Source organism: Rhodospirillales bacterium, assembly GCA_023898785.1.
GTDB lineage: Bacteria > Pseudomonadota > Alphaproteobacteria > Micavibrionales > Micavibrionaceae > TMED27.
In genome coordinates this window covers 1,739,255-1,753,706 of record CP060239.1, presented here as the reverse complement: position 1 = coordinate 1,753,706, position 14,452 = coordinate 1,739,255, and the positions used below count along the sequence as shown (strand labels likewise).

Annotated in this window: 12 protein-coding genes; 1 reads left to right on the top strand and 11 read right to left on the bottom strand. The window is 48.7% G+C overall.

Annotated elements, in window-relative coordinates:
* Positions 1-50 precede the first annotated feature (50 nt).
* From rsmA to H6859_08810, 10 genes are all read right to left on the bottom strand, one after another.
* On the bottom strand, positions 51-896 hold the full coding sequence (gene rsmA, locus H6859_08855) for a 16S rRNA (adenine(1518)-N(6)/adenine(1519)-N(6))-dimethyltransferase RsmA (GenBank protein ID USO06740.1): 846 nt from the start codon (positions 894-896) through the stop codon (positions 51-53).
* Positions 880-1,836, bottom strand: coding sequence for a peptidylprolyl isomerase (locus tag H6859_08850; GenBank protein ID USO05250.1), 957 nt, complete (start codon positions 1,834-1,836; stop codon positions 880-882). Before H6859_08850 ends, rsmA begins: the two co-directional genes overlap by 17 nt.
* A gap of 19 nt (positions 1,837-1,855) precedes the next feature.
* Positions 1,856-2,809: a complex I NDUFA9 subunit family protein gene (locus H6859_08845; protein USO05249.1), complete on the bottom strand. Its 954-nt coding sequence runs from the start codon at positions 2,807-2,809 to the stop codon at positions 1,856-1,858.
* A gap of 70 nt (positions 2,810-2,879) precedes the next feature.
* Entirely contained in the window at positions 2,880-5,105 is a 2,226-nt protein-coding gene (locus H6859_08840) for a UvrD-helicase domain-containing protein (protein USO05248.1), read from the bottom strand.
* Entirely contained in the window at positions 5,095-5,952 is an 858-nt protein-coding gene (gene dinD, locus H6859_08835) for a DNA damage-inducible protein D (protein USO05247.1), read from the bottom strand. The genes H6859_08840 and dinD overlap by 11 nt, the downstream gene beginning before the upstream one ends.
* An 83-nt stretch (positions 5,953-6,035) precedes the next feature.
* Entirely contained in the window at positions 6,036-7,079 is a 1,044-nt protein-coding gene (locus tag H6859_08830) for a GGDEF domain-containing protein (protein ID USO05246.1), read from the bottom strand.
* Between the two features lie 76 nt (positions 7,080-7,155).
* The gene (locus tag H6859_08825; protein USO05245.1) at positions 7,156-7,722 is read right to left on the bottom strand and encodes a TIGR00730 family Rossman fold protein; all 567 of its coding nucleotides are present in this window, start codon (positions 7,720-7,722) and stop codon (positions 7,156-7,158) included.
* A complete protein-coding gene (locus H6859_08820) occupies positions 7,700-8,539 on the bottom strand; it encodes a DUF1311 domain-containing protein (GenBank protein USO05244.1) in 840 nt (279 codons plus the stop codon). Before H6859_08820 ends, H6859_08825 begins: the two co-directional genes overlap by 23 nt.
* A 98-nt stretch (positions 8,540-8,637) precedes the next feature.
* Positions 8,638-9,774, bottom strand: a complete 1,137-nt coding sequence (locus H6859_08815; protein USO05243.1) for a hypothetical protein — start codon at positions 9,772-9,774, stop codon at positions 8,638-8,640.
* A gap of 193 nt (positions 9,775-9,967) precedes the next feature.
* A complete protein-coding gene (locus H6859_08810) occupies positions 9,968-11,497 on the bottom strand; it encodes a YifB family Mg chelatase-like AAA ATPase (protein ID USO05242.1) in 1,530 nt (509 codons plus the stop codon).
* A 197-nt stretch (positions 11,498-11,694) separates the two neighbouring features.
* On the opposite strand from H6859_08810, the gene H6859_08805 reads away from it, so the two are divergent.
* Positions 11,695-12,273, top strand: a complete 579-nt coding sequence (locus tag H6859_08805; protein ID USO05241.1) for a hypothetical protein — start codon at positions 11,695-11,697, stop codon at positions 12,271-12,273.
* A gap of 30 nt (positions 12,274-12,303) precedes the next feature.
* Here the strand turns inward: H6859_08805 and H6859_08800 are convergent, their stop codons facing one another.
* Complete coding sequence (locus H6859_08800; protein ID USO05240.1) at positions 12,304-14,445, bottom strand: hypothetical protein; 2,142 nt, start codon at positions 14,443-14,445, stop codon at positions 12,304-12,306.
* Between the last annotated feature and the right edge of the window lie 7 nt (positions 14,446-14,452).

Genomic DNA, 14,452 nt, shown 5'->3' with positions numbered 1-14,452 from the left:
TCTTACTCCCATACAACCTTTGGAGGAAGTACCACAAGGCGTATATTATGTCAATATTTGGCAAGTTGGATGAAGTCCACCGGACTCAAGGTTTCCGCGCGCCCAGTCGGATCAAGCCCCAACGCAGCAACCGCATCCGCATAATCGCCAAGACTGGAACGGATCATTTTGCGCCGCTGACCAAACGCTGCGGCGCTCACCGCTTCCACAGCCGAAAATTCCGGCGCATCCGCCGCTAACGCTTTGGGAACAAAACGCACCACGCTCGATTTCACCTTCGGTGGTGGCGTAAAAGCGCTCGGCGGCAAATCAAAACATCTCCGCACTTCGCACAGCCATTGGCTAATCACAGACAAACGCCCGTAAGATTTTCCCCCAACCGGCGCAACAATGCGCTGCGCCACTTCTTTTTGAAACATCAGGATCATTTCATCATAAACGCCGGAATCGCCTCGGATTTGCGCGAGCCAGCCAGTAAGCAAAGGCGTGGCAATATTATACGGCAAATTGGCGACAATGACACGAGGGCCGGCGCACAACGCCGTTAAGTCCGTAGCCAGAGCATCCGCATGCACCACCTGTAACCGCCCTTGCGCGGCCTCGACAAGCCCACTCAACGCTGCCACCGCACGCAGATCAAATTCCAGCGCAATCACCTTCTTCGCATCGCTGAGCAACAAAGAGCGCGTCAAACCGCCCGGCCCCGGCCCAATCTCAATCACAGTTTTACCGCACAAATCCCCGGCCTGACGCACGATTTTATTGGTAATATTTTGATCGAACAGAAAATTTTGTCCCAACGCCTTTTCCGCCCGCAAACCATGCTGCGCGATCACTTCACGCAAAGGCGGTAAAGCCTCTAATTCAAAAACCGGCAAATCACTGGGCAAGACGATTCTCAATGAAGGCTGCAGATTTCAAATCCATCAAATAGCGACGCTGCAAACGCTCTAAACGCTGCATTCCAATCACACCCATCACCTGCTCACGGCCCGGCAGATTTTCAACTGCGATTAAACGCTGGTCGCGCACATTAAGGATGTGATACCCCGAAGCGCTACGAATTGGATCACTCACTTGCCCCTGGGGAATGCGCGCCAAAACCTCATCCAGCTCTTGCTGCAATTGCCCTTGCGCAATCCAGCCCAAATCTCCACCTTGCGGTGCTCCGGCTGATTGTGAAAATTGCTGCGCAACCTTAAAAAATGGTGCCTGACCGCTGCGAATTTCCTGCACCAGTTTATACGCCAATTGCTGCGTCTCACTCTCCTCTTGCGCACTGACAGACGGCAGGAAAATTTCGGACACAAGATACTCTGGCTTGCCCGTATTGTTGTTCAAACGCTCTAAGTAACTATCAACATCACTATCCGAAACAACGACCTGTGGCCGCAACTTTGCCTGTACAACCTTGCTCCAGGCTATCTGTGCACGAATCTGCGCCTCCAGCGTACGGATATTCAAGCCGCCGCGTGTAATCATGCTGCGAAACTCTTCCGCCGACATATTATTCTGCTGCGCGACAGCGGCAAACCCTTGCGCAATATCCTCCGGACTAACATTCAAATCGAGCCGCCGCGCTTCCTGCAAACGCACCTGTTCCTCTACCAACGAACCTATAATTTGCGGCAGCAATTTTTCCTGAACATCTTTTTTATTTGGCAAACCTGAAGACGCGATAATCAATGCCATCCGATCATTCACATCCGACATCGTGATAGCATCTTCATTCACCACCACGGCAATGCTCTCAGAACGCGCCGCCCATGCGCAGTGCGCGGAAACAACTCCGCCAACAAAAACCGCCATCGCTAAAAATAAAGTCAAAACACGCATTTTGTGAAATCCTTATAATTTAATGCCCATGAAGCGCAGCAAAACGCCCACCGGAACGATAGCTCTCAAGATAGGTTGGTAAAATCGTATCCATCCCTGTGATTTTTACGCCCAAATCAGACAAACCCTGCGCAGAAGGCTTAATCAAATAATCCGTTTTCAGAGATTCCACCTGATCACAGGTCAGCAACGGCTTGGGCATAAGCCCCATAAAAACCGCTTGCACCTTGGCCAACCAAAACGGCAAAGAGATATAAGACCTTTTGCGCCCGGTATAGCGAGAAAGAATCTCATAAATCTCTTTAAAACTCACAATATCCGGCCCGCCCAGCTCATAAATCTGACCTTGCGCCTCTGGCTTTTCCAATGCGGCTATGACCGCATCGGCAACATCCCCGACATAGACCGGCTGAAACTTGGTTTTTCCCCCGCCAATCAACGGCAAAACAGGAAAAAACCGCATCAATTCAGCAAATTTATTGAAGAAATCATCATCCGGACCAAACACAACGCTCGGCCGTAAAATTGATACTTTGGGAAACGCCTTTTGGACCGCCTTTTCACCTTCATATTTTGTGCTGGCATAGCGTGATGCATCATTTTCTATATTCGGAATAGAAATATGCACAAACCGCTGCACACCCTCTTCCTCGCAAGCTTTGGCAATGATCGCCGGAATATCTTTATGCGCCCGCTTGAAATCCCCACGCTTGCGCTCAAACAAAACGCCGATGCAATTCACTACATAATCAGAATTCTTTACTGCCTTGGCTACGCTTTGCTCATCATTATAATCGCAGGCAACCGGAACAATCTGGCCAACACTGCCGTCAAGCTTCAAAAAATAGGCCCGCTCCGGCACCCGCGTAGCAACCTTAACCGCTACGCCGCGCGCCGCAAGCTCTCGCACGATCTGCCGCCCGACAAACCCCGTCCCGCCAAACACAGTCGCAATTTTATTCTTCATGCTCATAATAAGCCTCCAAAACAACCCCTCCAATATGGCGGGTTTCAAACAAAATATCCAGCCAAGCCTGCAGGTTTTAATCAGGCTTCTCAATAAAACTATCCATCACGCGCTTCTTGCCTGATTTTTCAAACGCAATATCGAGCTTATGACCGTCGATATTGACGATTTTGCCGTAACCGAATTTATCATGAAACACCCGATCCCCGCGTTGAAAAACTGTACCGCTTTCGCTCATCACTTTGCGATCATGAGTCTGTGAAGCAACTTGCCGCTTCTGAACTTTTGGTGCAAACCCCGAACTATCCCAATGCGATGACCGCCCGCTACCGGCCAGCCCCAGATCGGACTGCACCTCCGTCTGCTCTTTCGGCAACTCATCAATAAAGCGCGATGGGATCGCGTTCACCCAGCTTCCATACATCCGCCGGTTGGCGGCAAAAGAAATATAAGCGCGTCTCTTCGCCCGCGTGATCCCGACATAGGCCAAACGCCGCTCTTCCTCCAGCCCCTTCAACCCATTTTCATCCATAGAGCGCTGGGATGGAAACAAGCCCTCTTCCCAGCCGGGCAAAAATACGCAATCAAACTCCAGCCCCTTCGCCCCGTGCAACGTCATAATCGTCGCAAATTCGCCGCCCGAAGCATCCTGATTTTCCAGCACCAGCGCCACATGCTCCAAAAATTCCGGCAAGGCCTCATATTCCTGCATCCCGGAAATCAGCTCTTTCAAATTTTCCACCCTGCCAGGTGCTTCAGGCGTCTTGTCCTCTTTCCACATCTGCATATAGCCCGACTCATCCAAAACCTGCGCCGCCAGCTCCGCATGATCCATTGTCTCAACCAGCGAGCGCCAACGCCCGAAATCATCCAGCAATTTCATCAGCGTCGTTTTAACCTTAGGCCGGAGTTCATCGGTTTGCGTCAGGTCCATAATCGAATCATACAGGTTAATTCCATGACTGCGCCCGTACGCGTACAGCGTTTGCACAGTTGTATCACCAAGTCCACGCTTGGGTTTATTGATAATCCGCTCCAACGCCAGATCATCCGCTGGTTGCACAATCACCCGCAAATAAGCCAGCGCATCGCGAATCTCCATCCGCTCATAAAATCGTGGCCCGCCTAAAACTTTGTACGGCAAACCAAGCTTGATAAACCGCTCCTCAAATTCGCGCGTCTGAAAGCCCGCGCGCACAAGAACAGCAATACCATTGAGTGATTGCCCCTTACGTTGAAGCTGCTCAATTTCTTCACCGGCCCAGCGAGCCTCGGCCTCACCGTCCCACAGGCCTCGTACCTGAATCTTGTCGCCTTCCCCGGCTTCCGACCACAGCTCTTTTCCAAGCCGCCCGTCATTATTGGCAATCACTGCATGAGCAGCCTTTAAAATATTGTTGGTCGAGCGATAGTTTTGTTCCAGCCGGATAATTTGCGCACCAGGAAAATCTTTTTCAAACTTCAAAATATTACCGACTTCCGCCCCGCGCCAGCCATAGATCGATTGATCATCATCCCCCACGCAGCAAATATTGTTATGACCCTGTGCAAGCAACCGCAGCCACAAATATTGCGCCACATTGGTATCCTGATATTCATCCACCATGATATAGCGGAAACGATTGTGATACTCGTCGAGCACATGCTTATTGGCCGGGTCTTTCAAGATCGTAATCATATGGAGCAATAAATCACCAAAATCACACGCATTAATCTCCCGCAAGCGCCGCTGGTAAATCTCATACAGCAACGGCAACTTGCCCCCGGCAATATCGCCAACATCATCACCGCTTACCTGAGGTGGGTTAAGCCCCCGGTCCTTCCAGCGATCAATAAAACTGATCATAGCCTTGGGCGCCCATTTCTTATGATCGACCCCATTGACTTCCATAATCTGCTTTAAAAGACGCACCTGATCATCGGGATCAAGGATCGTAAAATTGCTTGATAAACCCACCATATCCGCATGCCGCCGAAGCATCCGCGCTGCCAGCGAGTGAAACGTGCCCAGCCACCAACCTTCAACGGGTTGTCCGCCCATAAGGCCGCTTACGCGTTCTTTCATTTCCTGCGCGGCCTTGTTAGTGAAGGTTACTGCCAGAATTTGCGATGGATACACCCGGCCCGTATTAAGCAAATGCGCCAAACGCGTGGTCAGCACCCGCGTCTTGCCCGTCCCTGCACCAGCCAGCACCAAAACAGGTCCATCCAGCGTCTCAATCGCTTCGCGTTGCGGATCATTAAGACCTTCTAAATATGGGGGTTGCGGCACAGCCATAGCGGAAATTGAATCAGCTTGCATCTTTAATCTTCTGCAAACTATCTTCTTTTTTCAAAATTTTCTGATCTTCAGATTTAAGCTTTCTCTCAACCTTCTTTATATCTTCTGCAGCAGGAAGGCTTTCAGGTTGAATATCATTCTTTGCCAAAACCCCGCGAACATCTTTGTTATTCTTAACATGCTCACGACCAATTTGATCAGCTCCATACATAGAACGCTCACGAACGTTAAAATCCGTAATCGCCGCAGCAAACTCTTTCGCCTTGAGTGTCACTGTCGGTAAAAAATCTGCCAACGGACGCCCTTTTTTAACGCCAAGACGTGTTTTCATACTCCGCGTATTGTGCCCACCAAAAAGCGCCTGATCTCCTTTAGAACGAATAATTCCAAAACCCCTGTCATCCACACCATGCTGATACAACGTCCCGGATAACTGTTTTTCGGTTTCAGTAAGCTTTTCACGGGCATGAAGCCGTTCAAGATGCTCAAGCCGTTCTTCTAAAAGCTCCTGTTTTCTGGTTTGAATTGCAAAATAGCTTTGTGCAAACGCAACAACCTCTTTTCGGGGATCACCATTCTGTGCGATCAGATAACACGCATAACGTGTTAACATTATGTCATCAATCTCTCTTTCAGAACCAGAGCCAAGCTTAACCATTTTCCTGACGTCGGCAAAATGGTCCGCAATAGACTGTCCACTATTTTGACAAGCTTCTTTTGCCTTAATAACAACCGATGAAAAATTTTCCCACTTCGAATAATCCAGTAGTTTCTGAATATCCCTCGCATACCAATATGTCAAACCATCTTCAGTATGCGCAGCGCCCTCAAAACTATTGTTAAGAGCAACAATCAAATCTTTCTTCATAACAATTCCGTTTCTGATTTGTTCTCAACAAAGATTATTGCCGATTCCATCATAAAGATGCAAGCAATTACAAATCTTCTAACTTATTTCTTCTGCCCCGGTGCAGGCGCGGCGGCAATTTGGTTGCGCCCATTATGCTTGGCCGTATAAAGCGCTGAATCTGCACGCTCAATCAGGTTCTCCAATGGCTCGCCAGTAACATATTGTGCCACACCGCCGGACAAAGTAACCCGCCCCAATGTCTCACCGGAATTACGGTTAATCAATTCCTTACCCTGCACAACGCTTCGCAGAGAATCGGCAACCTTTATTCCGCCTGTCAAATTCGTTTGCGGTAAAAGAATTGCAAACTCTTCTCCACCATAACGGGCTGCAACATCGCGCCCTTTAACGCCATCAATCAATGTCTGTGCAACAAGCCGCAAAACCTGATCCCCAACCTGGTGTCCATAATTATCGTTGAATGCTTTAAAATGATCAATATCCATCAGAATCAATGAAAACGTCTGTCCATCAGCCTTAGCTTCTTCAGCAATCCGGACAATTTCGCTATCAAAAGCCTTACGGTTTGACAAATTGGTTAGGCTATCGGTCAAAGCTTGCTGGCGTACAACTTCCAGATCACGCTGCAATTCCTGCATCACCAGCGCGCTACGTTCCAGCTTTTGCTCTAGCTTTTGGTTATGCTCAAGAACGTTCGACGTATTATCAAGTACAGACTGAAGTTTCTCGCGAACTTCCTCCGGCGTGGTATCAGGACCTAACGAACCCGCAGCATCCTGCAAAACCTCACTATATTCATGTGTAACGTTCTTAATTTCGCTAACACTGCTTTTAACGCCCCTGATAGTCTCCTGAATTTGGTCACCAGCCTGACGCACCCTCTCATTTTCTTTAGTATCGCTCAAAAATCGCTGATGCAACTCCGCGCATTGCTCATCGGTAATAGGTTCTTCCTTCGCCACAAGCACATCAATCGAGCGCACAACATCTGGATCACATCCGGCATAGTAAACATACCAAAGCTCAAAAGTTTGCGGCACAGGTGACAAACCCCCGGAGTGAATACGCTCCAGAGCTTCGCTCGCAAAGTCATTTGCCTTATCTTTTGAATGTGAATATTGCACGGTGTATTAATTTCTACTCAATAATGCATCCAAACAAACTCTAACAAGCCAACTCATTCAACAAAAGTAAAATATATTACTCAAATACAAAAAAAGTCCTTATTGTGTGTAAATCATTGCAAATTCGAACCAAATCCAGAAAATCACCATGCAAAAAACCCTGCTGCTGGCAATTACCCATGGTTTCTATCAAAGAATCCCAAAATCCATCAATATTAACCAATATGATCGGCTTATCATACAAACCAATCTGTTTCCACGTCAAAATCTCAAAGAATTCCGCTAAAGTACCAAGTCCGCCCGGCAAGACCACAAACCCGTCAGCCAACGCCGCCATTTTCTGCTGACGCTCATGCATATCGCGCATTATATAGAGCTTCGTTAGTCCTTGATGTGCACGCTCCTGCCCGAAAAGCACTTCAGGAATTACCCCAATCACCTCACCACCAGCCGCAAGAGCCGCATTAGCCGCCGCTCCCATTAACCCGCCCTGTGCCCCGCCATAAACAAGACAAATACGCGCCTGCGCCAACATTGTTCCCAAATCTGCGGCCAAATCTATATATTTCTGATGAACCTCAGATGAAGATGCGCAAAACACGCATAAAGATTTTAAAATTTTATTCGGCAAAGGCGTATTCATTCCCGGTCCAATACAACGTACGGCTCTGCTCACAAGCCTTGGCTGTAATTGTCAGACGATTTATACACGCCGCAGACGACGCACCGGCATCCGAAACTTGCCCCTCACCACCTTTATCCTCTGGCAACTGCGCCTCATCCGGTGGTTGCGCAAACGAAAGCCCGACAACAAACCCGCAACGTACGCGCTCCTCGTCAACATTATCAGACTCATCATCAAACCCCAACCCTATAACCGTGCTCTTAGGCCGCCCGGTAAGCGGACTCTCTGAAATAGAAACAACGGGAAAAACCTCCATAAAATCTTCGGAAGACCGCAAACCGCTCATAATATGTTCGTTCTCACCATCACAATCCAAATCACCCTCAATTTGCGCACCATACGCCCAAAACACATCCGGATGGTCATTGGCCAAAGCGTTCATCCAGCGCGGAGACGCAGCAGCCTCTCCAAGAATTTCAAAATCATCCTGAGTATTTAAGCTTCTTCGTAACGCCTCAATGCGCGCCTGCGTCAACCGGTTCAGACACCGCAAATTTTCAAGCCGTTTAAGAGACTCCGTTTCCAGACCGGCTATCTCCAACGCACATTCACGCTCGCGATAACTCAACCAGTCAGCTTGAATATCTTTAATTTCAACCAGATCCTCTCCGGAATTTTGCATGCTCAAATCGTCAAACACGCTATTCAACGTCTCTTGCGCCACATCAAGCTGGCGCGTCAAACATTTCATCACATCCGCCGAGCTACGCGCTTTTTCACAAGCATCACCCGCCGCCAGCGCCAATCCGGACCAGCCAGTGAACGTAAAAAACATAAGGAGAATCAAAAATCGACACATACAAAACCTCACACTCAAAGCGATTGAGCCCTGTATATGTTATAACCAATGAAGAAAAAAAACTATAGCAGGAATTATGCGCCCATCATGGGCTTGCTATCATACTGCGCCGCTGCTTGAGCAAGCCGCACCAGCTCATCTTCCCGGTCCTGACCAATAGATGGCTTTTCCCGTTCAGATGACATACCACCAGCTTTTAACGCATATGCCGCCATTTCAGGTGAAACCTGAATCTCGCCTTGGCTGACCATGCCTGCAAAACCGTCATTTAAAAAGCCCTGAACACCGGCAGCCTGATCTTTAAAATCCTGTGCCTCCGCTACATTCAGAACAATATCCGCCTCATCTATCGTCAGATCCTCTAAAGAAAAACCAGCCTCTTCAGCCATCGCTAAGGCCGCTTCGTTTGTATTTCTCTGCCCTTCATGAACACCGACATCCATAGACAACTCACTTTTGAGGGCCAAAAGCTGTTTCATTTCAGGGTGCTCTGAAGGCGGCAACATGATTTGCTTCATCGTATCAACCAGCTCATGCGGTTTCATAGAGACCAAACTTTGTGTATTCAGGGAATTAGGAATAGCGGGCGCTCCGATTTCTTTACCTGTCATAGGATCTATTTTGGGCGTCAGCAACGTCCGCGCCATATCTGCAATTTTTGCTTCATTCTTTGGTGACAACTTTCCGACAATTGTCTTGGCGCTACTAACGGCATCGGCAACATTCATTGCGGTCGTTACCGCTTTGGCTGCCGGAATACCAGCTTTCATACCAGCCGCATCGGCAAGAACATCAATCATTTGCGTCGCGGGACCCGGCTCAAAACTCGCCCCGACAGACGCACGATCAAAACCAAGCTTTTCCGCACCCACATCAAACGCTTGCCGAAAAGGTTGCTGCATATTGGTCACAGCTTGCTCCACAACGCCAATACGGTTTTCAACTTGTCCAAGATCAACCGCCGCACCTGTAGCCGATACCATGTTCGCACTAACATTCTGCCCGGCTTTATTCACTGCCATTGGCATGTCTTTAAGATAATTTTGGCCGGTGAATTGTGTAAGAGCCGTCTGCGCCGGCCCACCGGAAAAAGAAGCATCAAGCGCCGATCCCGTCACATCCATAACCGTCCGCTGATCGGGATTCCAACCGAATGTTCCCTTCAATTGGAAGCTATCTGCATTATAACCATTTGGACCAGTAATACTCACGTCACACCCTACTTGGATTATTATATATAAAATTTTATCTTTTATTTCTTAATTTTGTCTTATCAAAACGCTGAAAAAACAGCAATTTATAGGCTCACCAGCCTTTTCTACCCGTGTCCCACTCTAATAAATATACCAAGCTTATGCAAATAAATATGTTTTATGTATATATAACAAACAGTTAAGCTAAAAATTATACCAAAACCGCGCGGCGGTAACTCAATGCCTCAGCAACATGAATTTTTTCAATATTCTCAAATGCTTGCCCAAAATCAACTGCACTTAAATCCGCAATTGTCCGTGAAACGCGTAAAATCCTGTAATATCCCCGCGCGGAAAGCTTCGATGTTTCCATCGCTTTATCCAGCAAAACCTTCGCCTCAGGACTTAAAACCGCAATTTTCTCAAGAACCGCCCCATCCGCATACGCATTCAGAGTCCCTTCAACGCCCAACGCCTGAAACCGCTGATGCTGCAATTCCTGCGCCGCTGCAACCCGCGCAGCGACTGTCTCCGAACGCTCACCTCCCGAAGCATTCAAATCCGAGAGCGTCACCGCAGAAACATCCACATGTAAATCCATCCGGTCCAGCATCGGCCCGGAAATTTTCGCCTGATAATCACTCGCGCAGCGCGGCGCTTTCGTGCACTCAAGATCAGGATCGCCCAAATGTCCGCACCGGCACGGATTCATCGCCGCAACCAATTGAAACTTCGCCGGATAACGCACATGCGCATTGGCCCGCGCCACCAGCGCTTCATTCGTTTCCAAAGGCTGACGCAACGCTTCTAACGTCCCACGTGAAAATTCCGGCAACTCATCAAGAAATAGCACCCCGTTATGCGCCAGAGAAATCTCCCCCGGCTTCACCCGTTGCCCCCCGCCAATAAGCGCGGGCAGCGAAGCCGAATGATGCGGATCACGAAACGGGCGTTGCTGTAACAATCCGCCATCAGGCAAAGACCCCGCCAACGAATGAATCATCGAAACTTCCAAAGCCTCGCGCGGGGACAGCGGCGGTAAAATTCCCGGCAAACAAGAAGCCAGCATCGATTTACCGGAGCCCGGCGGACCGATCATTAGCAAATTATGCCCGCCAGCCGCCGTTATCTCGAGCGCCCGTTTCGCCGTCTCCTGCCCCTTCACATCTGCCAGGTCCGGCCCTGCACAGCTACCATCGCTTGTAAGCCGCGCTTCGGGCTGCCCCATCACCTGCGTCCCTTTAATGTGATTAATCAGTTGCAATAAATCTTTTGGTGCTAAAATATCAAGGTTCCCCACCCATGCGGCCTCACCGCCGCAGCTTGAGGGACAAATCAACTTGTTATCGTTTCCAGCCGCGTGCATTGCTGCCGGAAGTACACCAGTTACCGAACGAATAGAGGCATCTAGTGATAACTCACCAAGCACTAAAAATTCAGCCAATTCTTCTTTCGGAATTATTTCCATCGCGGCCAACAGTCCCAGCGCAATGGGAAGATCAAAATGGCTGCCCTCCTTTGCCAGATCCGCCGGCGCCATATTCACCGTCAAGCGCTTGGGCGGCAAAGCAATTCCTAGCGCATGAAGCGCCGCGCGAACCCGCTCCTTGCTTTCCGCCACAGCCTTATCCGGCAAGCCAACAATCGTGAACGCAGGCAGCCCGTTTGAGATCTGCACCTGCACATCCACCGGCTGTACATCAATCCCCTGAAAAGCAACCGTGTTAACCCGCGCAACCATGTCCTTTTCCCCTTCTACACGTATGTCCACAGATTTCACAAACCGATGAAAATACCTGTTTCTCTGCGCTTTATAGCATATGGGGATAAAAAAGAAATGGCCGTTAAGAACTTGTTTACCTTTACCCGTTAAACACAAGGATACAAGCCGCGCAGAAATGAAAAAATAAAGCGCGCACCAAAAGAAGGACAAAGACAATGTTGAGTGAAAAAGAGCTGGCCAAACTGACAAATACGCTGCAAATCCCGATGATTGTTCAAGGCATCCTGGACGGACAGGAATCATTCACGCCCGATATGCAATATGGCCTGCACGAAATCCTGAGCGATTACCAACCAGATTCCGCACTGCTAAGCATCGCGCTGGGGGCGCACAAGATCGCCGCGCATTTCCAAAACCACAGCCCCAATATGGCGATCCTGAAACTGGAATGTGAACGCATCATTTCCGATTACGCTGAAATCTGGGTGCGCAATGCCGAATCCAAAACCCTCGATGATAATCTGGTCTTCGATACGCTGGAACAAATCCCCGAAGACCTTGAGACTCTCGCCGAACTGCTGGAAATCAACGCCACGCTCTTAAACGCGCACAATGAAGAACTGGCTAAAATTTGCGAAACATTCGCGCTGCAAGCCCATGCGCAAGTCCTGATCGCCGATACATTCATAGACTTGATGGACGAAGGCGCAGAACTTGCAGAAACATATGCGCCCACGACAACAATTTATAACGACAATGTCATCCCATTCCCGGGAACCATGAACGCATCATAAAAGTTTCATTAACCTCCAAAAAACGGGCTTTCAGAGATGAAGGCCCGTTTGATTTTTAGCATCAACGACAGGGAGGGGTGTCTCTACTTTACGCGGTCTGTCCTGTAATAAAACAACATTGCCTTTGGGTTCTATTTGTATTTTCTGATTAATAACACCCGTCCCCGCTTTGTAAAAAACTTCACCAACACGATACACGCCTTCAGCAGTTCCGAAACTTAATGCTACTGTTGCGCCCGTCCCTGCACCCAAAGCATACCCACTTGCCCCCAAAAAACCATGCACGGTCGTATCTTCAATCGGATTAATCGCCAACCACGGCCCCCATGTAACAGCATGACCCGCAACGGTCGCAAAATTGTGCCCCCCGGTACAATAAAAATCCACAGCGCTTACGGCCGTTACAACACCGCTTCCCACAAGGGTAAGCGGAATATCCGTTTTTTTTCGCTGCAATTTCGGAATATTGTAACCGGCCTGATCAAGCATCGTATTTTCTGGAAACGCAAAAGCTTTTAACTCTTCACCGACACCTTCCGTTGCCCTTTCAAAATGGGCCTTCCGTGTAAAATATTTATGAAGCTTATGGACCGTATTACCCCCGACCATCCCGCCAATACCCATCCATGCTGCTTCAGCATTCAACCCCTTCGCCAGAGTAAAAATATAGTCACTCTCTTGGGCAACATGCGCTGCGCCAGCAATAAACCCGGCCCAGCCCAGGAAATTCTTTCGGCTACTGCGCACTGCAAAATCACCAACACTTTTCCAAAAAGATTTTTGATCGTCCTTGTGCTCCGCATAAGATTTAAACGCGGCAATTCTGGCTTTTTTGATACTGCGCTTTTCAGCAAAACGACAAAAGTTGACAGTTAATCCCGGTGCATAACAAACAGCAGTCTCTGCCATAAATTCCTTAATAGATTGTGCTCCATAACTGATCCTCTGCGTCACAGGTTTCACAGCCTGACGCATTCCAAAAGACATCAATTCGGTCTCTTGCCTGAATAGCTCTTTAACTGGACGTGTAGCCCTGCCCCAGGCTTTTCTGATTTTACTTTTTTTATAAACAGCGCTAGCTGCAAACATTGCAAGAACTGCCGTCAGTCCTTCCCCATATGTTACTGAAGGTATGGCAGCGTGCAGCGCAAAATTTTCACCGATAGCGACAGCCGCCACCTGGTCCTGACTTGTTTCAATCGCCTTAACAAAAGTGTCGGCTGCCGGTGTACCGGGTTTGATAATCATGGAGACATCAACACCCTTGCCCATATTAACGTAACCCTTATTCACCGCGTATTCGCGGTAATCATTAAGGACACCATGCGTCGCAAGCGCCGCTTTATTGATCGTCATACAACTTTCCTGCGACAGGACTTTATCCAAACCGACAGAAAGTGCCGCATCTGCGACAAAATCTGGCGCAATCATTTTCACAAGATTATGAGGGTGACAGCCACCCGTATAATTCGGATCAACAAGGCTATAATCTTTTTTGATTTCCTTAGGCTGACCGCCACCAGGCAAAAACATTGTTGCATCCATCCCGGTCGCGGCGGCTTCTTCCACGGAAAGTTTTGTCGCTCCAACATTCAGTTTGCCGTTAAAAGTCAGCCACGTCATATAAGCAGCCACCGGCGCAGATAAAGTCAACGCCATCTTATGGTCTTTGATTTCCTCCCACATATGCGCGCTAAATCTTGCCGTGCTTTGCGCACTACGTCTTATTGGTTGTGCCATGGGTTGAGCGGTTTCCCGCTCCAGCATTTTTAAATATCGTTGTTGGTCTTCGGATAAATATTTAACCGGCGGCACCTCTTCTTCGGGTAAGATTGAAGATAAATACCCGGCCAGTTGATCCAGCCCGGCGCGTTTTTGGATAAGTTCGGAATCCTGCTGTGCTAAAGGATTTCTAAGACGTGAACGCGCCGCTCCGCGCTCAATCTCGATCACTTCACGGGTAAAACGCAGCAACTGCGGATGTTGACAAAACTTATCGGCCCAAACTTCAGAATCCTTACCTAAACCCAGCAATTCCCACGCTGCTTTTGATCCGGGATTATCCGTTTTGCGCGTTATATAATGCTGTTTCCACCTGCGCTGCATTTCAGGATTATCAACAATCCTGGCCAATATATGGGGTAAAGACACCGATTCCACAGATGCAGACATTCAATAG